Below are 20,286 nucleotides of genomic sequence, written 5' to 3'. Positions count from 1 at the left end.
TGGGCGGAAAAGTCACCGCAACATAAACGACATCGCCGATAGGCAGTTCAGCGTCCTTACCGCGTGTTCGACTGAAGGCGTTTCGAAGCGCAGCGTCACGCCGTCGATACGCGTGAGCGTGGGCCATTGGCAGAACAAGTCAGCGAGCGCGGTTGATTGGACGCGGAGTTCGCATTGAGTGGGCCGTTGCGTCATGCCTGATCGAACAGATCGGCTGGCACCACCACCCACTCGCCGCGCCATCGCCTCTTGCGCCGCCGCACGAATCGCGGCACACGCTGCCGCCGGCGTCTGCGTGACGCCGCTCGCATACCCCGACGCCGTCTTCACCGCGACGAAATCCGCCTCCGGAAATGTCTCGCGCGTCTCCTCGACGAACACATCGTCGCCGGTCAAAAGCGCTACACGTGCGCCATATTCCGCAGCCACCGCTCCATATAACCCCGCCTCGCCCACTTCCACGCCGTTCATCGACACGCGCGCAAACGCAAAGCTGTTGATCGTATGCGCGAGAATCCCGCGGCTTTGCGCCTTCGCGTGATAGCCGATCATGAACACCAACTCCGCGCCGTACTCGACCCCCGCCATCATCCCAAGCGTGCGCGGCTTGCCAAGCACCACTTGCGCGCGCTCATCCAGCAGATCGGGCAGCAGATTGCGAAAACCGCCGTGCGAATCGTTGACCCACACTTCGGTCGCCCCGCCCGCGAACGCGCCTTCGATCGCCGCGTTCGCCTCTTCGGTCATCCAGCGCCGCGCGCGTTCGTATTCTCCGTTGCCGGCGCGTGTCTGTTCGGCGTGAAAGACGCCGGCGACGCCTTCGATATCGGTTGAAATCAGGACTTTCATCGTGTGGGTTGAGCGAGGATTTGCGTGAGATCGGGCGCCGCGTCGGCGAGCGACATGCGCCGATGACCGTTGCGGCCCGTGACTGTCGTCGCCTGAAAGAGCGCGTCAATGATCGCTTGTTCGACGTTGTCGGCCGCCGCGTGAAAGAGCGGATCGAGCCGCGCATCGGCCACGCACGGCGGCACCGCAACGAAGTCCGCTTCGTGCGGCACCGTGTAAGCCGTCGAGAACGCCAGCGAGATATCGCCGCTGCCGTGGCCATAGGTCGAGCCGGTGCGGGCGAGCCCTGCCGCTGCGCGCATCGAGAGACGCTTCAACTGGCGCGCGTCGAGTGGCGCATCGGTTGCGATCAGCATGATGATCGAGCCTTGCTCGGGTTTGGCTACGTGCGCGCTTGCGCCCTGCTCCAAGGCTGCCCGCTCGGCGAGCGCGCGCCCAACCGGCACGCCGCCGATCGTCAGCATCGGCAGACGTCCGAAGTTGGCGAGCACGAGTGCGCCGACGGTGTACGAAGCACCCGCGACTGACGCCACGCACGAAGCCGATCCAATCCCGCCTTTCAGATCGAAGCACGACATCCCGCGTCCCGCGCCAACGGCGCCGCGCGCGAACGTCTCGCTCGCCGCCGCCAACGCGGCTTGGTAGTGCGCCTCCTTAACGGCCAGCGCTTGAATATCGTTCAAATACCCATCGTTGCATTCGAACACGAGCGGATTGACCGTCGGCCATTCGCGGCCGATCAGCGGATTCTCCGCGATCGCCGCACGAATCTGCGCCTGCGCGATCGCGCCGACGCCGAACGTATTCGTCAACGCGATCGGCGTCTCTAGCACGCCCAGTTCATCGACTTGCACCAGGCCGATGCTCTTGCCGAAGCCATTGATGACCGTTGCCGCCGCCGGGACTTTGTCGCGATAGAGATTGCCGCCATGCGGGCGTACGACGGTCACGCCTGTTTGAATCGCTCCCTCGTCGAGCGTGCAATGCCCGACGCTGACGCCTTGCACATCGGTGATCGTGCCGCTCATGCCCGGTCCAGCTTCGGATCGAGCGCATCGCGCAGCCCGTCGCCGAGCAGATTAAACGCCAGCACGGTCAGAAAAATCGCGAGGCTCGGAAAGAGCGCGATATGCGGCGCGGTCACCATGTCGGCGCGCGCTTCGTTGAGCATCGCGCCCCACTCGGGGGTCGGCGGCTGCGCGCCGAGGCCAAGGAACGACAAGCTCGCCGCTGTGATGATCGAGGTGCCGATGCGCATCGTGAAGTACACGACCACCGACGAGATCGTCCCCGGCAGGATGTGCCGCACGATGATCGTCCAGTCGGACGCGCCGATGCTGCGCGCCGCCTCCACATACGTGAGGTGCTTGAGCATCAGCGTATTGCCGCGCACGAGCCGCGCGAAGGCCGGGACGCTGAACACAGCCACCGCGCAAATCACATTGACCATGCCGTTGCCGAGAATCGCGACCACGCCGATCGCGAGCAGAATGCCGGGGAACGCGAACAACACATCGGCGACGCGCATCGTGATGCGGTCCCACCAGCCTTCGTAGTAGCCGGCGAGCAGACCGAAGAAGGTGCCGATCACCGCGCCGATCGCCACCGAGAAGAACCCCGCCGCGAGCGAAATGCGCGTGCCCGCGAGAATGCGGCTGAAGATATCGCGACCCAGCGAATCGACGCCGAACCAGTGCGCGGCGGAAGGGCCTGCGTTCAGCGCGTCGTAGTCGAAATAATTCTCGGGATCGTACGGCACCAGATGCGGCGCCACGATCGCGCAAACCACGAGCAGCAGCACGAACACGCCGGCCGCGAGCGCCACGGGCTGCTTCTTGAACTTGCGCCAGAACTCGCTCCACGGCGTGCGAATCGCGCGCGGTTCAGGCACGGCGGCCGACGTGGGCATCGAGGACTTCACTGCGCCGTCCTCATTGGCAGTCGCATTCATGCAAGACCTCACTTGAAGCGGATGGTCGGATTGATGACGGCATAGAGCACGTCGACGACCAGATTGATGACGATGAATTCGAGCGAGAACAGCAGCACTTCGGCCTGAATCACGGGATAGTCGCGCATCGAAACGGCATCGACGAGCAGCCGCCCGAGCCCCGGCCAATTGAACACCGCCTCGACGACGATCGAGCCGCCGAGCAGAAAGCCGAACTGCAGGCCCATCATCGTGACGACAGGAATCAGCGCGTTGCGCAGGCAGTGCTTCACGACGACGATCGGTTCGCGCACGCCCTTCGCGCGCGCGGTCCGCACGAAGTCTTCGTTCATCACCTCGACGAACGAGGCGCGCGTAAAGCGCGCCATCACCGCCGCCACCGCGGCGCCGAGCGTGATCGACGGCAGCACGTAGCTCTTCCACGTGCCGTCGCCGACGATCGGCAGCCAGCCGAGCTTCACCGAAAAGATCTCCATCAGCAGCATGCCGAGCGCGAAGGCCGGAAACGAAATGCCGGAGACGGCGAGCGTCATGCCGATCCGGTCCGGCCAGCGGTTGCGCCACACCGCCGACACGATGCCGATCGCCATCCCGAACACCGTCGCCCACACCATGCTCACGAGCGTGAGCATCATCGTCGGCATGAAGCGCTCGCCGATCTCCGTCGCGACCGGGCGCTTGCTGCGCGTCGAAACGCCGAAGTCGCCGTGCGCGATGCGGACGAAGAAGTTCGCGAACTGCGTGGGCAGCGGCTTGTCGAGCCCGAGGTCGGCGCGCACGAGCGCGACCGTGGCGTCGTCGGCCTCGGGGCCAGCGGCAAGACGGGCCGGGTCGCCGGGCAGCATGTGCACGAACAGAAACACCAGCACGGCGACGATCAAGAGCGTCGGCAGCAGGCCGAAGAGACGCTTGACGAGAAAATTCAGCATACGAGCGGGTCCGTGTCGAAACGCGGTTTGCTTGCACGCTCGTTGTGCGCGCAACCAAACCGCCAAGCCACTCTTACTTGATGGCGATTTCGTCGAAGTTGAACGAGCCGTCCGGCATCACATACGCGCCGGACAGGCGCTTGCTGCGCGCATAGACGATCTTCTCCTGCACGAGGAAGAGCCACGGGGCGTCCGCCCAGATGCGCTTTTGCGCGTCGCCGTACAGCGCGGCCTTTTGCGTGCGATCGGTTGTTTCGAGCGCCTTCGACAACGCCTGATCCACATCCGCGTTCTTGTAGTAAGCGGTGTTCACGAGCTTCGGCGGGAACGACGGGGACGCGAGCAGCGGCGTGATCGCCCAATCGGCTTCACCGGTCGACGACGACCAGCCGGCGTAGTACATCCGCACCGGCGCGGTCGCCGGGTCCGGCGCGCTCTCGACCTTGGCGACGCGCTGCCCCGCTTCGAGCGCCTGCACCTGCGCCTTCACGCCCACTTGCGCGAGCTGCTGCTGGACGAATTGGATTGCCTTCTGCGATGTCGTGTTGTTGTACGCCGACCAGAGCGTCGTCTCGAAGCCGTTCGGATAGCCCGCTTCCTTCAACAGCGCGCGCGCCTTCGCGGGATCGTACGGCCACGGTCCGAGTTTCACCGCGTAATCGACGCCCTGCGGCACGACACCGTCCTCGGGCGTCGCGAAGCCCGAGAACGCGACCTTCGCGAGCGCGTCCTTGTTGATCGCGTAGTTCAGCGCCTCACGCACTTTCGGGTTGTCGAACGGCTTTTGCTGCGTGTTCAGGCTCACGTAGCGATTGATGATCGAGGGCACCGAAATCAGATCGACCTTCGGACTCGCCTTCAGCACGCCCGCCTGCTCGTACGGAATCTGGAACGCGAAATCGGCCTCGCCCGTCTGCATCAGCGCGGCGCGCGTGTTGTTGTCGACCACCGGCTTCCAGTCGATCGCATCGATCTTCGGGTAGCCCTTCTTCCAATAGCCATCGAACTTCTTCACTTTCAGGTCGTCGGTCTGCTTCCATTCGACGAGCTCGAACGGACCCGTGCCGACCGGATGGAACGCGATGTCCTTGCCCCACTTCGTCAACGCGGTCGGCGAGATCATCACCGCCGACGGATGCGCGAGCACGTTGATGAACGCCGAGAACGGCGTTTTCAGGGTCACGCGCACGGTGTACGGATCGACCACTTCGGTCTTGTCAATGCGGTTGAACATGTTGTAGCGCTTCAACTTGTTCGCCGGATCAGTGACGCGGTCGAAGTTCGCCTTCACGGCTGCCGCATTGAAATCCGTGCCGTCCTGGAACTTGACGCCTTGGCGCAGCTTGAACGTGTAGACGCGCGCGTCGGGGCTCGCCTCGTAGCTCGTCGCGAGCACGTTGACGAGCTTCATGTCCTTGTCGAAGCCGAACAGGCCCTGATAGAACGACTTCGAGACCGCCATCGAGAGCGTATCGTTCGCATCGTACGGATCGAGCGTCGTGAACGTCGACGCAACCGCCATCACGGCCTGCTGTTCGGCATGCGCCGTGCCGCCCGCTGCCAGCGCGAACGCGCACACGCCGCCGGCGATCAGGGCTCGCAAGCGAAACTGGGAAGAGAAGAGAGACGACGTCATGCCTTGGGCTCCTTAGTGGTCCGATTGAGGTCTCAGATTTGAGGTCTTAATACGCGCCGCCGATGCGATGCTCGGCGACGTAGTGATCCGGCCCGACCGCGACGAGCGGCGCCACGATCGGCTCGTCGCCGATCGCGCGAATCGGGTTCGGGATTTCATCGGCGGCGAGCATCCGCTTCGCGTGCCGGCGCGCCGGGTCGGCGACCGGCACCGCGCTCATCAGCTTCTTCGTGTACGGATGGCGCGGCGATTCGAACACCGCGCGGCGCGGCCCGATCTCGACGATCTGACCGAGATACATCACCGCCACGCGATGGCTCACGCGCTCCACGACTGCCATGTCGTGCGAGATGAACAGGTACGCGACGCCCAGCTCGCGCTGCAGATCGAGCATCAGGTTGACGATCTGCGCCTGCACGGACACATCGAGCGCGGAGACGGATTCGTCCGCGATCACGACTTTCGGGTTCAGCGCGAGTGCCCGTGCGATGGCGATGCGCTGACGCTGGCCGCCGGAGAATTCGTGCGGATAGCGGCGCGCGGCGTCGGCCGGCAAGCCGACTTTCTCGAGCAGCCACGTGACGCGCGCTTGCGCTTGTTCGCCGCGCATGACGCCGTGCACGAGCAGCGGCTCCATGATCGAGAAGCCGACCGTCAAGCGCGGATTGAGCGACGCGAACGGGTCCTGGAAAATGAACTGGATATTGCGGCGCAGTGCTTGCAGGTCCGCGCCCGTCAGCGAGCTGATATCGCGCCCGTCGAACTCGATCGTGCCGCTCTGGCTTTCGACGAGCCTCAAGAGCGAACGGCCCGTCGTCGACTTGCCGCAGCCCGATTCGCCGACGAGCGCAAGCGTCTCGCCGGGACGCAGATCGAAGCTCACGCGTTCGACCGCATGCACGTTCTGCGACACGCGTCCGAACAAGCCGCTTTTTACGGGGAAGCGCGTGACGAGATCGCGCACGCGCAGGATCGGCGGCGTGCTTTCATGCACTTCCGGTTGCTGTGCGTCCACGCTGGGAACCGCTGCCGATTCAGAGTTGGAATTCGCGTTCGTTGCGCCCGCAACAATATTCGCGGCGGCACCCGCAGCTAAATCCGTCTGCACCTGGAGAATCGGAAACTTCGCGGGCCGCTCCGTGCCCTGCATCGATCCCAAGCGCGGCACGGCGGCAAGCAGCGCCTTCGTATAGGCATGCGACGGCGCCGCGAAAATCCTATCCGAGCGCCCTTCTTCCACCTTCTCGCCGCGATACATCACGAGCACGCGATCGGCGACCTCCGCGACCACACCCATATCGTGCGTGATGAAGATCACGCCCATGTTCATCTCGTCCTGCAAGCCGCGGATCAATTGCAGAATCTGCGCCTGGATCGTGACGTCGAGCGCAGTGGTCGGCTCGTCGGCAATCAGGAGCGACGGCTTGCACGAGAGCGCCATCGCGATCATCACGCGCTGCCGCATCCCGCCCGAAAGCTGGTGCGGATAGCGCGCGAACACGCGGCGCGACTGCGGAATGCGCACCAGGTCCAGCAAGCGCAGCGCTTCGGCGCGCGCCTCCGAACGGCTCTTGTGTTGATGCAGCGCGATCGCCTCGGCGATCTGATCGCCGACCGTAAACACCGGATTCAGCGACGTCATCGGCTCCTGGAAGATCATCGCGATGTCCGCGCCGCGAATCGAGCGCATCGTCGCGTTCGACGCCTGCGCGAGATCGAGCACGCGTCCGTTGCGGCGCTTGAACGCGATGCGTCCGCTCGTGAGCCGCCCGCCGCCGTTCTCGATGAGACGCATCAGCGCAAGCGACGTCACCGATTTGCCCGACCCCGATTCGCCGACGATCGCGAGCGTCTCGCCGCGATCGACGGAGAACGACAGATGCCGCACCGCTTCGAACGTGCGCGCATCGCGCCTGAACGCGACCGACAGATCGTCCACCGCGATCACGCGCGGCTCCGGTAGCAAATCGGCAAGCGGCCCCGTTGCATTCGATGAAGTCACCACGATCGAATCCTCGTCGTTTAGCGCTGATTTGACGCTTGGGTTGGGTGCGCGAAGCAAAAGCCGCGCTCAACGATAGATCGCGGTCACGGGCGCCTCGCCCACGCGCGCGTATCCGCGGTACATCCCTTCGGTGTTGAACGGCAGCGTGACGTTGCCGTGCTTGTCGACGGCGACGAGGCCGCCGCGTCCGTCGATGCGCGGCAGCTTGTTCATCACGACGTCTTGCGCGGCGGCTTCCAGCGCGGCACCGCGATATTCCATCTGCGCGCTGACGTCGTACGCAACCACCATCCGCATGAACATTTCGCCGCTGCCCGTGGTCGAGACGGCGCAGGTGGCGTCGTTCGCGTAGCAGCCCGCGCCGATCAGCGGCGTATCGCCGACGCGCCCCGGCTCCTTGTTCGTGATGCCGCCCGTCGAGGTCGCGGCGGCAAGGTGGCCGTGCAGATCGAGCGCGACCGCGCCGACCGTGCCGAACTTGCGGTTCGGATCAATCGGTTCATGGGGGATGTCTTTCGCGCCGGCAAGCGCGGCAGCATCGTGATCGAGCAGCGCCTTGCCGGCTTCACGCGCCTTCAGCAACTGCTGGTAGCGCGCATCGGTATGGAAGTACGAAGGGTCGACGATGTCGAGCCCCTGCTTCTCGGCGAACGCTTCGGCGCCGGCGCCCGCGAACATCACGTGCTCGCTCTGCTCCATCACGCGGCGCGCGGCGAGGATCGGATTTTTCACGCGCTTCACGCCGCACACGGCACCCGCTTCGAGCGTGCGGCCGTCCATGATCGACGCGTCGAGTTCATGCGTGCCGTCGGACGTGAACACCGCGCCGTGTCCGGCATTGAAGAGCGGGCAGTCTTCGAGCAGGCGCACGGCAACGCTGACCGCGTCGAGCGCGCTGCCGCCATCGGCGAGCACGCGCTGGCCGGCGGCAAGCACGTCGCTCAGCGCCGCGTGATACGACTGTTCGGCTGCGGGGTCCATCGCGGCGCGCAGGATCGTGCCTGCGCCTCCATGGATGGCGAGAACGGCGGTGCGAGTCATGGTGTTTTCGATCGTTTGGAAAGACGAGTTTTCGGTGGCGCGCCGGCCGCCATCGGTTCGGTCGCCGCGTGGGGTTTCGTGAGCCACGGCAGCACGAATTCGGTCATCTCGGCGGCGGCCTTGGCGGAGCGCTTGGTGCGGTGCGCGACCGCATCGCAAAGCGCCTCGATCACCGCGAGCACCGAGGCGTCGCAGTTCGCCGCGAGGCGCCGCTCGGCCCGCACATAGAGCGCGAGGTGAGCGAACTGTGCGAGCGGCGAATCGACGCTGTCGGTCAGTGCGAGCACGCGCGCGCCGAGCCCGGCGGCGCGCGAAGCGAGTGCGATCGTGTCGTCGACGTAGCGCGGAAACGCGATCGCGATCACGAGATCGTCGGCGCTCGCATTGAAGAGGCGCCGCGCCGCGTGCGTGGGACCGCCAGCGAGCGCGAGCGATTCGACGTTCTGGTGATAAGGCGCGAGGCCGTGCTCCATCAGCCCCGCCAGGAACGCGCTCGAGCCGTAGCCGAGCACGAACACGCGGCGCGCGGCGAGGATCGCTTCGACGGCGGCCTCGGCGCTCGCCGCATCGATCGCGCTTTGGGTCGCGTGCAGGTTGGCGATGGTCTGCTCGAGCGACGCGTCGAGCAATTCGCCGCCGCCCGCAGGAGACTCCTGCGCGCTGCGCAAGCGCTCGACCGGCGCGAGCGTGGCCTCGAAGCCGCGCACGAGCGCTTCGCGAAAGGCGGGATAGCCATCGAAGCCGAGCGAGCGCGCAAAGCGGTTGGCGCTCGCGACCGACGCGCCGGTGGCGTTGGCCAGTTCGTCGATACGCATCGTCGCCGCGCGAAACAGGTTGCCCTGCACGTACTCGCCCATGCGCCGGTGAATCGGCGTGAGGCTGGGCATCGCCGCGGAAATGCGCGCGGAGATCGTCTGTTCGACGGGCGGCGACTGCGTGGAAGCGTGACGGGACATGTGGATCAAAAGGTTGTCGCGGTTGAAGCGGTAACGAAGAACTTTCATCTTGTAATGAAAATATATTTACACAAAAAATTCCTGAGAAAAAATTATTTTCATCGAGTGCGGGTTTTCTCTAATCGGCGTGCATACGCACACCAATGAGCGCCGCGCGCCCGTGCAGATTGCGCGTCGTCAAACGTTCGAAGCAGAGAAGTACTGAGTCGGCGTCACGCCGAACGTGCGGCGGAACATGGCGATGAACGCGCTGATGCTGTCGTAGCCGAGGTCGAGCGCGATGTGGGTCACCGGCGTTTCGGCCGCGAGCATTTCGAGCGCGCGCATCAGCCGTGCGCGCTGCCGCCACTCGGTGAAGCTGAAGCCCGTTTCGGAGGCGAAGCGTCGTGTGAGCGTGCGCACCGGTATCGCGGCCCACTCGGCCCAGTCGTCGATGCGACGGTTGTCCGCGAGATTGTCGGTGAACGCCTGCGCGATGCGCACGAGGCGTCGGTCGCGCGGCAGCGGCAAGCCGAGCGGCTCGCGCGGCAACGCGCGGATCTCGTCGAGGATCACGCCGGCAATGCGCGTCTGCGCCTCGTCGTGCGGCGCGTCGCTCCAGGTCGCCGCGCGCATCACCGCTTCGCGCAGCAAGCCCGAGCTTCGCATCGTGCAAGGCGCGTCGGGCAGCGCGTCGCACGCGTGCGGCGCGACATAGACGCTCCAGCCCGCGAAGGCGCCGTGCGAGCGCAGCGAATGAACGTGATGCGGCGGAATCCAAACCGCGTGGATCGCGGGCACGACCCATTGGCCGCTCGCCGTGCCGACTGTCAGCAGCCCGCGCGACGCGCCGAGCAACTGCCCGCGCGCGTGGCTGTGCGCGGCCGTCGAGCGGGCCATCTTGCCGAGCCTTTGGGCTGCGACGACGAGCGGCCCACCGGCGGATTCGGCGCGCGACGGAGAAATAAGGGGATCTGACATGGCCTGAACACGGTATCGAATGGCCTTAATAGCGTATCTGAGCCAGCGCACGCTGGCTACACTCGTCTCACCCCTGACCCTCACGGAGACGTACCATGCGTGCTGAAGAACTGCTTCCCGACGACAAGAATGCCGGCGAATTCAATGGCGTCGTCGTCCGCAAAGGCTCGGTCGGCGCCTTTCTCGCGAATGCGAAGACCCTCGCCGACCCCGATGTATCCGACGCAGCGCGCGCGCTTGCCGAACGCGATATCGTCGATTTGCTGCCCGCGCTTCGCGCGCTCGGTCTCTTCGATGTCTTCGAGATTCGCGATGCGACGTTGCGTGCGTTTGTGAAGGAGAGGGATGTCCAATAGGGCCGCGTTCGGCGGCGTCTCTAAAAAGGCCGGCGAGATCGATTAGAATTCCCGCCTTTCTTGAATTCCGCGGACGCTTGCCGTCCGCGGAGCTACCGCACCAGGAGGCGATTTTCGTGCAAGACCTTCTCACCCATATTCATCCGGACAACTGGTCATTCCTCTGGAACGCGCTCTCGACGTTCTCGATCAATGCGTGTACCGCTATCCTCGTGCTCGTCGTCGGATGGTGGATTTCGACACGCGTCGGCCGCTGGCTCAACCGCGTGCTGACCAACGGCGCACGCGTGGACACCACGCTGCGCCCCATCGTCTGCGATACGAGCATCTGGACCATCCGCGTTGTCGCGATTGTCGGCGCGCTGTCGCAGCTCGGCATCCAGACCGCCAGCATCGTCGCGGTGCTCGGCGCGGCCGGCCTGGCAATCGGCCTGGGCCTGCAAGGCACGATGCAGAACATCGCGGCCGGCATCATGCTGCTGCTTCTGCGTCCGTTCAAGGTCGGCGATTACATCGATGGCGGCGGCGGAGCGGTGGCAGGTACCGTCGAGGAGATCAGCCTCTTTACGACTCGCCTCACGAAACCCGACGGCATCTGCGAATACGTGCCGAACAGCGCGCTATGGAGCAATTCGATTCGCAACTACACGCGCAACCCCACTCGCCGCCTCGATCTCGAAGTGGAAGTGTCGGTGCGCGACGATGTCAATCGCGCGCTCGAAGCGTTGCGCGAGCTCGCCGAGAGCGAGCCCGCCGCGTTGAAGGACCCCGCGCCGCAAGTCATGGTGATCCGCTTCGACGACAGCACGGCCGTGCTCAACATTCGAGTCTGGTCCAGCACCGACGAGTTCTGGAACATGCGCTGGGATCTCGCGCGCAAGGTGCGCCAGACGCTCGCAGATGCGCAGTGTGGGTTGCCGATTCGCACGCGGGAATTGCATATTGTGCAGAGCGCGGGGGAAGCGAAGTAAGGCGTATTGGATCCGTATCGGTTTGAAATGATGCTGCGGCGATAGAGATCTTCGAAGCATTTACGACTATGCGGATCAATTAAATCGCGCTTGAACCCGCCTGCCTTCAAACGTCTCACCTGCTACGCGGCGCGTTGATGTCCGTCAAATCAACGGCACAAGAATAGAAAAGGCCCCGAATCCTTGCGTTCGTCCAATTGACCCGATTTCCCTGTCCGGGCTAGCCTGGCGTCGGTTGATTCATTTTCAGCCGACAAGACAGGGAGACAATTGAAATGGATTCGGGGAACGAAGCAGTCCCGTACCACAAGATCAACAAATTGCTGTGGCGATGGAAGCGCAAAGACGGCGCTCGGGTCGTGCGCGAGGCGTCGCTGTCCATGGACAAAGCGCCACCGCCTTTGCCCGCGCCGCCTGAACCTCCGGTAACCAAAGCCCCAAACCCCACGCCACCGAAGCCCGATCCTCTCGTCAACGTTCTCGATAACATCGAAAGCATGGCGAACACGTTCTCGCGCTTCAAGACATGGCTCAACACGCCCGAACCGCCGAAGCCGCCGCCTCCGCCGAAACCCGCCAAGAAAGTTGAGACAGTGCCGCCGTTCGACATTCAGGAGATCCCGGGGGCCATGCGCAAAGAGTTGATGCCGGTGTCCGCGAAGCTCATGGAGCGGTGGTTTGCGGGGAGGTTGAACTATTCGCCGACGGATGATGAAGAAAGTTTAGAAATCGATCAGGAGGGCAAGCCGTACCCGCCCGATATGTACGACATGACGACAGTCAAACTCGATTGGGTGCTGAGACACGAAAGGGCAAGCGCGCAATACGACGCTTTACAACGTATCGAGCGCTTGACTACGCCAAGAGCTATCGAGGCACTGCGGAGTAAGTTGGCGCCGCACAGGTCTTCATACGGAACGGTGGATGCAATGACGCTTTGCAATGGGGATATGAAGGCGTTACACAAGAATTTCCAGTTTCAGTTCGCTGGGGTTGAAAGCACCCTCACTCAAAAATTTGAGCAATATATCACTCGGTATTTTCATAGCAATGGAGTACCCGACGATCTAACCGGAGCGCTTGGTTCATTCAATTTTTATGCGGCAATTGGCAATGCAAATTTCAACCGTGATGCCAGCCGGGCGACAATCTCGACAATAATTACTTACGTAAAGGATAACTATACATTTACGGATAAGAAAGGAGATCCCTCTCAATATCTCGGACACTGGAACCGCAGGGGTGTCATTATTGTCCCCGCAACGGGCGCGGCCGGTATTGCCGGCATACGCTGGATAGATTATCCGGTTGCGATTGGCGACGTGCGGGTACGTGACAACGTTTACTATCCAGTCAGAAATAGCTCGTTCCGTGAGTGGCAGCGACGCCATCATCGCGGAGGCGACTTCGTTGCTTACTCTGACTACCGCTTCATAAAATTGCACCAACCGATCGAGATTCGATTTCTATGAGCATTTCAGCAGACGGAGTCGGCATTGCAACATTGGTGCTTTTGATTGCATTCGCTCTCCTTGGGATAATTGTAATCTCGATAGTGCGATCTCTGAGAGTCATATTCATTGATAAAGATGGACGGCAACAACGTACACGTCGGATAGCTCGGGTTTCGATCAAGCGTGTAGTAGTCGTTTTAATTAGCTCGATTGTCCTATTCTATACGTGGAATTTTTGGCGAGATGCCCGAGTGCGGTCGCTCTGTCATCCAATGGATCGCAACAACAAGCGATCCCCGGATGGCCTCTATCTTGTCCGCTATTGCCAATTCAAGGACACGATCGTTCTGCGACTATACGAAAACGACGAGATGCAATTGCTTGCCGAGCGAACTTATCGGGATACTTCTGGCGTTCCTGTGGAACTCTATTGGAGGAAAGATGTGCTGCTTTATCCGGAAGACCAAGACTTGGGCTCGATAAGTCTGCCACCGTCACTTTATGACCGAATGACGGCGAGGCTTCCTTAGCAGGCTGCCGAATCCGCGACGCGGCGACTTCACCGTATTTACCGATCGCCGTTACGTGCCAGTCGTCCCACCTATCAAGGTGGATCTATGAGGTTCGAATTTGGCGATGCCTTCGTGATTTTCTTTGGGCCAATATTTGCCTTGCTTCTCATTCTTACAATGCCTCGTTTCTGGATCGATTGGATGGGCCGGATCCTGTTCAGGTTCCCAAGGCAGATTGCAACATTAGCCGCTATCGGGGTGCTTTATCTCGTCTTGTTTAACCATACTTCGCAAGGCACGGAATGCGAGCGTTCCACTTCGCCGGACGGCAATTACATCGCCGAGCGGTGTCTGCTAAAGCGGGCTCCTGGTGGTGGCAACTCGGAGTATGTTGGCAGGCTATTCGACTCAAAAAATGACAAGCTGCTTGCCGAACTTACGCTAAGAACTCCCGTTCCAGAACTTTCTTGGAGCGACTACGAAGGAAAGTCCGTTTCGTTTTCTAGCGGGGACGCGCTCGACAATGATGGGAGCATCAGCATACCGCCCTCCAAGTGGGACAGGCTGCTTGCGGCGCGTCCACGCCTGTAGCTAGACGCGCTACGCTTCGATCAGCCGCACGCGCGGCGGCTACGCCCCGCCGCGCGTAGCGCGCTGCCCATCCGCCCCATCTTCGACGCGCCAGCCCAATTGCTTCAAGGTCTCGCGCAATGCGTCCGCAAGCGCCCAGTTTTTTGCGCTCCGTGCCGCCTCACGTTGGGAGAGCAGCTCGGCGATCTCTACCGGCACCGGTGCATCGTCCGCCTTCCATTCCGCGAGCCGCAACCCAAGCACGACATCGAATCGATCGACCGTCGCGCGCCGCACGGCGAGCGGCAAATCGCTTCTCACCAATTCCCAGAGCACGGCCAAAGCGCGCGGCATGTTGAGGTCCTGGTCGATCTCCACGCGAAAGCGCGCAACATAGCCTTCATCGGCCTTGCTACCTTCCGGCCAACTCGCATACGCGCTACGCAAGCGGTTAAGCGCGGCCTGTGCCGCGTCGAGCGCATCGAACGTAAAGCGCAGCTCGCTGCGATAGTGCGCCGTCAGGCACAGATACCGATACGCAAGCGGATCAATGCCGCGGTCGATCAAGCTCTGCATGCGCAGGAAATCGCCCGCCGATTTGGACATCTTCGCGTCGTCCCCAGTCGTCAAGAACCGACCATGCATCCAGAAGTTCGCGAGACGCGTGCCGTGGCACGCCTGCGTCTGCGCGATCTCGTTACTGTGATGCACGGCGATGTGGTCCTCGCCGCCGCAATGGATATCGAACCAAGGGCTCAAGTACTTCGCCGACATCGCCGAGCACTCGATATGCCAACCTGGGAAGCCACGGCCCCAAGGGCTCTCCCATTCCATCTGCCGCTTGGCATCGGGCGGGCTGAACTTCCATAGCGCGAAATCGGTGGCGTGCCGCTTTTCGCCCATGGCCACGCGCTTGCCGCTTTGCAAGCCGGCGTGGTCAAGACGCGCCAGGTAGCCGTAGTCGTCCTGTTTGCTGGTGTCGAAGTAGATGCCGTCGGCGGTGCGGTACGCGTAGCCGTTTCGTTCGATCGTGGCGATGAAGTCGATCTGCTCGGCGAGGTGGTCGGTCGCGCGGCACCAGAGCGCCGGTTCGAGCAGGTTCAGCGCGCGCCAGTCGTCCATGAACGCGGCTGTGTAGCGCTCGGCGATCGTCCACGCCGATTCGCCCGTGCGGCGGCTGCCCTTTTCCATCTTGTCTTCGCCGTCGTCGGCATCGGAGACGAGGTGGCCGACGTCGGTGATGTTCACGACATGACGCACTTCGTAGCCGTTCTCCGCCAGCACGCGCCGCAGTACGTCTTCGAATACGTAGGTGCGCAAGTTGCCGATGTGCGCGTAGTCGTACACGGTCGGGCCGCAGCAATAAAGGCCGACGTGGCCTGGCTGGAGCGGTTCGAAAGGGCGCACGGAGCGCGTCCATGTGTCGTACAAGGCGAGTGTCATCGGGATACCTCGGGTGGCGCTCGGGTGGCGAAACGGTAAGCAGCGCAATAAGCGGCTCGAAAAACAAAATGGCCGCCGGTTTTTCAACGGGCGGCCATTAGGAAGCGAAATGAAAGACTATCGGCTCAACACGCACGCTTCCCATGGCAGGCGGCGACAGCACGCGTGCGTGAGGAGGATCAGGGAGCGGAGATAGGCGGTCATGGAGATGATGCTAACGGCTACGCGTGGCTTGGTCAATGAAGCGGCCAATCAATCGCTTTAGCGTCGCCTTGATCCGCAATCGCGATCCGCCGCACGCGCTCGCTACATCGCCCGCCCGACAATCAGCGGATCGACGACACCGATGCTCTCAAGGTCACGGTTCGCGTACGGCAGCTTGTGCAGCACGAAGCGCATGGCATTGAGCCGCGCGCGCTTCTTGCAATCGGAACGGACCACGATCCAAGGCGCGTCCGCCGTATCCGTTCGCGTGAACATCGCTTCCTTGGCCTGCGTGTACTCGTCCCACTTGTCGAGCGACGCGAGATCGACTGGACTCAGCTTCCAGTGCTTGAGCGGATGGACTTCCCGCTCGCGAAAACGGCGGCGCTGCTCTTCCCGGCTCACGGAGAACCAGAACTTGATCAAGTGAATGCCGCTGCGCGCCAGATGCCGCTCGAACTGCGGAGCCTGTTCGATGAAGTCGTCGTACTCGTGCTCCGTGCAAAACCCCATCACGCGCTCGACGCCCGCGCGGTTGTACCACGACCGATCGAACAACACGATCTCGCCGGCGGTGGGCAAATGCTGCACATAGCGCTGAAAATACCATTGCCCGCGCTCGGAATCGCTGGGCTTTTCGAGCGCCACGACACGCGCGCCGCGCGGGTTCAGGTGCTCCATGAAGCGCTTGATCGTGCCGCCCTTGCCCGCGGCGTCACGCCCCTCGAACAGAATGACAACGCGCTGCCCCGTGTCCCGCACCCATGCCTGCAGCTTCAATAACTCCACTTGCAGGCGGTACTTCTGCTTCTCGTAGGCACGCCTCGACATCAGATTGCGATAGGGGTAGCCGCCTTCGCGAAAGTCCGGCGAGAGTTCCGCGTCCGGGTGACGGGTTTCATGCGCGTGCCACGATGACGGATCGCCTTGCAGCAGCAGCGTGCGCAGCGCGCGGACTTCGTCGGGCGAGAGGCCGTCCATCAAGGCCTTGACGGTATCGATCAGGGTGTCGGCATGGGGCGCGGCGCCCTTGGACAGAATGTCCTCCATGCCGTTGGCGATGAGCGCATTGGCGGCATCGATCGCGTCGCGCGTTTGGTTGAACTCGGCCGAGCGGGGAGAGTCGCCCGGTATCACGTCGCCTTGTGCCGTACGCCGGGCCGGCGGTTCGGAGAACGCGCCACGATTATTTTTCTGCTGCTCGGATGTCAAAGCTCATGGTCTCCTGTAACGAGTTGCCCACGTCGAAGGGTTCGCGCCGCTTCCATCGCATGTCGAATGAAAGCGGCGTGTGCGCCGCATGTCGCTTAGGCAGCTGTTTCCGCCTTTTTCAGCAGCACATACAGCGCGTCTTTGAGCTTCAGCTTTTCTTTCTTGAGCGTATCGATCGCAACGCTGGTGGCCGGCTTGATACCCGACTCCATGTTGATGATCTCTTGATCCAGCTCGTTGTGTCGATGAAAAAGCTTCGAAAAGTGAGCGTCTTCGGTTTTGAGACGAGAAATCAAATCGCGAAATTCAGGAAACATTCCATACTCCTAATAATGAGACACAAAATAAAAAGGCCCTCGGTGTATGAAATTCTGGCACTGCATCGGCTGTGTAGTTCGAGTATCCGCGTGCGGCAAATCCGCGCAAGACGACTTCATGAAGCGGCGTCCGGTTCGCGATTTGCTTTGGAAAGCAAGCGGCAGTGTGTCTCGTTGGCATCGCCCGTTAAAACGACATCGCCCCGCATCAGGCCGGCAAGGGCCCAATGCGGGGCGACAAACCTACGCTACGTCGCGAAAATCAGAAGCGATGCATCAGCGCGACGCGATACACCATCTGATTGTTGGTCGACGACGGGCCCGAGCTGGCGAGGATCTGCGCATTGTCGAATTGCGTGCCCGTGTTCGCGCTTTGGACATGCTGATACGCGCCCTGCACGTACACCGACGTGCGGCGGCTCAGGTCATAGTCGAGCATCAGCGCAACGGTGTGCCACTTCGGGCTGTAGTTGCCGGCGGTCGCATCGAGCTTGCCCAGCGTGTACGTGTACGACGCGCCGAGCCAGAAGGCCGGCGTGAAATAGTACTGGCCGTTCAATTGGAAGTTGTCGAATTTCCAGTTCGTCCATGCGCCGCCGTTGACCGGCGTAATCGAGCCGCTCAGATAGGCGTTGGCGGTCGGATCGTCGATGCTCGTATGCGAGTAGGCGAACGCGAGCATCGCCTTGTCGAACTTGTACGCGACGGCCGCATCGATGTTCTGCTGAGATGATGCGGTGAAAACCGTGTCGTTCGTCACCGCGCCCGAGCTGCCCATGCCGGGGTTGTCGATCTTCATGTACGCCACCACCGCCGTCAGTCCGCCCATCTGGTACTGGCCGGCCGCGCTCATCAGGCGGTTGTCGGCGAAGCCGCCTGCCGTGCTGCTGAAGCCGTACATCGCTTCGCCGGTGAAGCCGGCAATCGTCGGCGAGACGTACTTGACCGAGTTATTGGCGCGAAAATCCCAGTCCGTGTTGTCGTTGTCGAACGGCGTCGCGCCGACGTCGCCGGCCCAGTTGCCTGCGGCGGTCAGGTCGCTGAACATGTCGATCGTCGGATCGTACTGGCGACCCAGCGTGATCGTGCCGTATTGGTTCGACGACAGACCGACGAACGCTTGACGGCCGAACATGCGCTGATCCTGGCCTTGCTCGCCGTTGCTCACGTTATAGCCGCTTTCCAATTGGAAAATCGCCTTGAGGCCGCCACCTAAGTCTTCCGTACCTTTGATGCCGAAGCGGCTGCCTGCCGTGTCGCCGCTCTTGAGCTGATAGTTCTGCCCGTTGCCGGCGTTGTTTGTGAAGTTCAAGCCTTCATCGATCAAGCCGTACAGTGTGACACTGCTTTGCGCGTGAGCGCCGCTGCAAACGAGAAGCGCAGGAATCCAAACCTTCCATTTCATTTTCATGGGTATATTGCCTGTGTGGTTTTGACTGAAGACTACGAACAGGTACCGGTTCGCCTCAGCGGACGACGAAACGCGATTGAGTTGAGAGTGTAAGAAGTCACTTTTCCGCGAGGCGGAATTTCCCTGAAACTCAGTCTTTCAGCGCAACGCAACAACAGATTCCCCACTTTTGTCTTCGGATGTGCCACGCAAAAAAAAGCAGCGCCGTGGCGCTGCTTTTTTTCTTCCCACACTGCCTGTGCCGTCACACCGTGAAGCGACGGCGCAGGCAACGGGTCCGCTAGAAGCGGTGTTTGAGGCCGACAGCCACGACCACCTGCCGGTTGCCCGTGGCCGGGGTCAGCGTGTAGACACCCGCGTCGAACGCCGAGATGTTGTTGCCCCCACCGACACGCTGGTAGACCCCTTCCAGGTACACATCGGTGCGCGGTGAGAACAGATAGTCGGCCTGCGCCATCAACTGGTTCCAGTGCGGATGGGCATTGCCCGTCGACGACTCGAACGAGGCCATCGTGTACGTGTACGACCCACCAAGGCTAAAGTCGGGTCGCACGAAATAGCGGCCGTTGATCTCGAAGTTGTCGAACTTGATGTAGTTGCCGGCGCCGTTCGACGGGCCGGGCAGCGCGCCGTTGCTCGTGCTGCCGCCGAACCAGAGGCTCGACACGCTCTCGGTCGACGTATGCGTCCAGACGAGGCCGATCGAGGACTTGCCGAACATGTACTGCGCGCCCAAGCCGAACATCCGTTGCAACCCGCCGGTCGTCAGGGCATCGCCATCGCCCGTGCTGACCGCGCCGCTCGCATTCTGCGCATTCGGGTCGCGATTGATCTGCAGATATGCCGCCGCCAGGTTGATCGGGCCGAATGCGTAGCTGAGGCCCGCGCTGTAGGCATTGTTGTTGGACACGTTGCCGGCTTGGTTCGAGAACGCGTACATCGCGCCGGCCTTCAGCCCGCCGAACGAAGCGCTGCTGAACTTCACCGAGTTGTTCAGACGCATGTCGTTGTTCAGGTTGTCATTGTCGTACGGGTGCTCGGCGAGGTTGCCGCCGAAACCCGAACCCGTCGCGCTCAATGGCGCAAGGTAGCTGACCATGAAGTCGTATTGGCGGCCCAGCGTCAGCGTGCCGTACTGAGCCGAGCTCAGACCGACCCATGCTTGGCGGCCGAAGAGATCGCCGCCGTTCTTAAACGTTCCATTAGTCGAGTTGAAGCCGTTTTCCAACCAGAATACGGCGCTCAGTCCGCCGCCGAGATCCTCGGTGCCACGCAAGCCCCAGCGCGGCGTATAGACGTTGCCGGCGAACTCCTGCCAGGCATTGCCGCCGCCTGCCGACGGCTTCGCAGCATTCACGCGGGTGTCGCTGCTATAGACAATGCCCGTATCGATCAAGCCGAACAGCGTCACACTGCTTTGCGCATGCGCGGCGCTGGCGACGAGCGAGCTGAAAATCGCCGTGGCGATAATCTGTTTCTTCATGGTGTTTCTACCTTGCTGGATTGACG

18 protein-coding genes are annotated in these 20,286 nt (G+C 62.2%); 4 read left to right on the top strand and 14 right to left on the bottom strand.

Annotated features, from left to right (window positions below; genetic code table 11):
* Positions 1 to 12: 12 nt before the first annotated feature.
* The 9 genes from AAHK20_RS14120 to AAHK20_RS14080 form a co-directional block, all read right to left on the bottom strand.
* The gene (locus tag AAHK20_RS14120) at positions 13 to 849 is read right to left on the bottom strand and encodes a M55 family metallopeptidase (protein ID WP_449182080.1); all 837 of its coding nucleotides are present in this window, start codon (positions 847 to 849) and stop codon (positions 13 to 15) included.
* Positions 846 to 1,877: a DmpA family aminopeptidase gene (locus AAHK20_RS14115; protein WP_449182079.1), complete on the bottom strand. Its 1,032-nt coding sequence runs from the start codon at positions 1,875 to 1,877 to the stop codon at positions 846 to 848. Before AAHK20_RS14115 ends, AAHK20_RS14120 begins: the two co-directional genes overlap by 4 nt.
* Positions 1,874 to 2,800, bottom strand: coding sequence for a glutathione ABC transporter permease GsiD (gene gsiD, locus AAHK20_RS14110; protein WP_449182078.1), 927 nt, complete (start codon positions 2,798 to 2,800; stop codon positions 1,874 to 1,876). The genes AAHK20_RS14115 and gsiD overlap by 4 nt, the downstream gene beginning before the upstream one ends.
* An 8-nt stretch (positions 2,801 to 2,808) precedes the next feature.
* Positions 2,809 to 3,729, bottom strand: coding sequence for a glutathione ABC transporter permease GsiC (gene gsiC, locus AAHK20_RS14105; protein WP_449182077.1), 921 nt, complete (start codon positions 3,727 to 3,729; stop codon positions 2,809 to 2,811).
* A 73-nt stretch (positions 3,730 to 3,802) separates the two neighbouring features.
* On the bottom strand, positions 3,803 to 5,365 hold the full coding sequence (gene gsiB / locus AAHK20_RS14100) for a glutathione ABC transporter substrate-binding protein GsiB (RefSeq protein ID WP_449182076.1): 1,563 nt from the start codon (positions 5,363 to 5,365) through the stop codon (positions 3,803 to 3,805).
* 46 nt (positions 5,366 to 5,411) lie between these two features.
* Positions 5,412 to 7,367, bottom strand: a complete 1,956-nt coding sequence (locus tag AAHK20_RS14095) for a dipeptide ABC transporter ATP-binding protein (protein WP_449182230.1) — start codon at positions 7,365 to 7,367, stop codon at positions 5,412 to 5,414.
* A 69-nt stretch (positions 7,368 to 7,436) separates the two neighbouring features.
* Positions 7,437 to 8,411, bottom strand: coding sequence for an isoaspartyl peptidase/L-asparaginase family protein (locus tag AAHK20_RS14090; RefSeq protein ID WP_449182075.1), 975 nt, complete (start codon positions 8,409 to 8,411; stop codon positions 7,437 to 7,439).
* Positions 8,408 to 9,367: a MurR/RpiR family transcriptional regulator gene (locus AAHK20_RS14085; protein WP_449182229.1), complete on the bottom strand. Its 960-nt coding sequence runs from the start codon at positions 9,365 to 9,367 to the stop codon at positions 8,408 to 8,410. Before AAHK20_RS14085 ends, AAHK20_RS14090 begins: the two co-directional genes overlap by 4 nt.
* A gap of 177 nt (positions 9,368 to 9,544) precedes the next feature.
* Complete coding sequence (locus tag AAHK20_RS14080) at positions 9,545 to 10,327, bottom strand: AraC family transcriptional regulator (protein ID WP_449182074.1); 783 nt, start codon at positions 10,325 to 10,327, stop codon at positions 9,545 to 9,547.
* A gap of 95 nt (positions 10,328 to 10,422) precedes the next feature.
* Here AAHK20_RS14080 and AAHK20_RS14075 point away from each other — a divergent pair, with 95 nt between their 5' ends.
* The 4 genes from AAHK20_RS14075 to AAHK20_RS14060 all read left to right on the top strand — a co-directional run bounded on the left by AAHK20_RS14075 (position 10,423) and on the right by AAHK20_RS14060 (position 14,211).
* Positions 10,423 to 10,683: a hypothetical protein gene (locus AAHK20_RS14075; protein WP_449182073.1), complete on the top strand. Its 261-nt coding sequence runs from the start codon at positions 10,423 to 10,425 to the stop codon at positions 10,681 to 10,683.
* 116 nt (positions 10,684 to 10,799) lie between these two features.
* Positions 10,800 to 11,654: a mechanosensitive ion channel family protein gene (locus tag AAHK20_RS14070; protein ID WP_449182072.1), complete on the top strand. Its 855-nt coding sequence runs from the start codon at positions 10,800 to 10,802 to the stop codon at positions 11,652 to 11,654.
* A gap of 275 nt (positions 11,655 to 11,929) precedes the next feature.
* A complete protein-coding gene (locus AAHK20_RS14065; RefSeq protein ID WP_449182071.1) occupies positions 11,930 to 13,126 on the top strand; it encodes a DUF6402 family protein in 1,197 nt (398 codons plus the stop codon).
* 599 nt (positions 13,127 to 13,725) lie between these two features.
* The gene (locus tag AAHK20_RS14060; protein WP_449182070.1) at positions 13,726 to 14,211 is read left to right on the top strand and encodes a CBS domain-containing protein; all 486 of its coding nucleotides are present in this window, start codon (positions 13,726 to 13,728) and stop codon (positions 14,209 to 14,211) included.
* Between the two features lie 39 nt (positions 14,212 to 14,250).
* On the opposite strand, the gene cysS is transcribed toward AAHK20_RS14060, so the two are convergent.
* The 5 genes from cysS to AAHK20_RS14035 all read right to left on the bottom strand — a co-directional run bounded on the left by cysS (position 14,251) and on the right by AAHK20_RS14035 (position 20,260).
* Positions 14,251 to 15,633 (bottom strand): cysteine--tRNA ligase, encoded by a 1,383-nt coding sequence (cysS, locus tag AAHK20_RS14055; protein WP_449182069.1) that lies wholly within the window; start codon positions 15,631 to 15,633, stop codon positions 14,251 to 14,253.
* Positions 15,634 to 15,939: 306 nt separating this feature from the next.
* Positions 15,940 to 17,049, bottom strand: coding sequence for a polyphosphate kinase 2 (gene ppk2 / locus AAHK20_RS14050; protein ID WP_449182068.1), 1,110 nt, complete (start codon positions 17,047 to 17,049; stop codon positions 15,940 to 15,942).
* A 95-nt stretch (positions 17,050 to 17,144) separates the two neighbouring features.
* On the bottom strand, positions 17,145 to 17,366 hold the full coding sequence (locus AAHK20_RS14045; RefSeq protein ID WP_449182067.1) for an HP1242/YdcH family protein: 222 nt from the start codon (positions 17,364 to 17,366) through the stop codon (positions 17,145 to 17,147).
* Positions 17,367 to 17,628: 262 nt separating this feature from the next.
* The gene (locus AAHK20_RS14040) at positions 17,629 to 18,777 is read right to left on the bottom strand and encodes a porin (protein ID WP_449182066.1); all 1,149 of its coding nucleotides are present in this window, start codon (positions 18,775 to 18,777) and stop codon (positions 17,629 to 17,631) included.
* A gap of 280 nt (positions 18,778 to 19,057) precedes the next feature.
* The gene (locus tag AAHK20_RS14035; protein WP_449182065.1) at positions 19,058 to 20,260 is read right to left on the bottom strand and encodes a porin; all 1,203 of its coding nucleotides are present in this window, start codon (positions 20,258 to 20,260) and stop codon (positions 19,058 to 19,060) included.
* Positions 20,261 to 20,286 lie beyond the last annotated feature (26 nt).

The organism is Trinickia camelliae (assembly GCF_053525655.1).
The sequence above is the reverse complement of the archived record's forward strand: the minus strand, read 5'-3'. Positions and strand labels throughout refer to the sequence as shown.

Bases quoted from the DNA above. Each gene is read 5' to 3' on its own strand.
- AAHK20_RS14045 (WP_449182067.1), bottom strand. From the start codon at position 17,366: ATGTTTCCTGAATTTCGCGATTTGATTTCTCGTCTCAAAACCGAAGAC.
- gsiD (WP_449182078.1), bottom strand. From the start codon at position 2,800: ATGAATGCGACTGCCAATGAGGACGGCGCAGTGAAGTCCTCGATGCCC.
- AAHK20_RS14075 (WP_449182073.1), top strand. From the start codon at position 10,423: ATGCGTGCTGAAGAACTGCTTCCCGACGACAAGAATGCCGGCGAATTC.
- AAHK20_RS14120 (WP_449182080.1), bottom strand. From the start codon at position 849: ATGAAAGTCCTGATTTCAACCGATATCGAAGGCGTCGCCGGCGTCTTT.
- AAHK20_RS14090 (WP_449182075.1), bottom strand. From the start codon at position 8,411: ATGACTCGCACCGCCGTTCTCGCCATCCATGGAGGCGCAGGCACGATC.
- cysS (WP_449182069.1), bottom strand. From the start codon at position 15,633: ATGACACTCGCCTTGTACGACACATGGACGCGCTCCGTGCGCCCTTTC.
- AAHK20_RS14060 (WP_449182070.1), top strand. From the start codon at position 13,726: ATGAGGTTCGAATTTGGCGATGCCTTCGTGATTTTCTTTGGGCCAATA.
- AAHK20_RS14115 (WP_449182079.1), bottom strand. From the start codon at position 1,877: ATGAGCGGCACGATCACCGATGTGCAAGGCGTCAGCGTCGGGCATTGC.
- AAHK20_RS14040 (WP_449182066.1), bottom strand. From the start codon at position 18,777: ATGAAAATGAAATGGAAGGTTTGGATTCCTGCGCTTCTCGTTTGCAGC.
- gsiB (WP_449182076.1), bottom strand. From the start codon at position 5,365: ATGACGTCGTCTCTCTTCTCTTCCCAGTTTCGCTTGCGAGCCCTGATC.
- AAHK20_RS14035 (WP_449182065.1), bottom strand. From the start codon at position 20,260: ATGAAGAAACAGATTATCGCCACGGCGATTTTCAGCTCGCTCGTCGCC.
- AAHK20_RS14080 (WP_449182074.1), bottom strand. From the start codon at position 10,327: ATGTCAGATCCCCTTATTTCTCCGTCGCGCGCCGAATCCGCCGGTGGG.
- AAHK20_RS14065 (WP_449182071.1), top strand. From the start codon at position 11,930: ATGGATTCGGGGAACGAAGCAGTCCCGTACCACAAGATCAACAAATTG.
- gsiC (WP_449182077.1), bottom strand. From the start codon at position 3,729: ATGCTGAATTTTCTCGTCAAGCGTCTCTTCGGCCTGCTGCCGACGCTC.
- AAHK20_RS14085 (WP_449182229.1), bottom strand. From the start codon at position 9,367: ATGTCCCGTCACGCTTCCACGCAGTCGCCGCCCGTCGAACAGACGATC.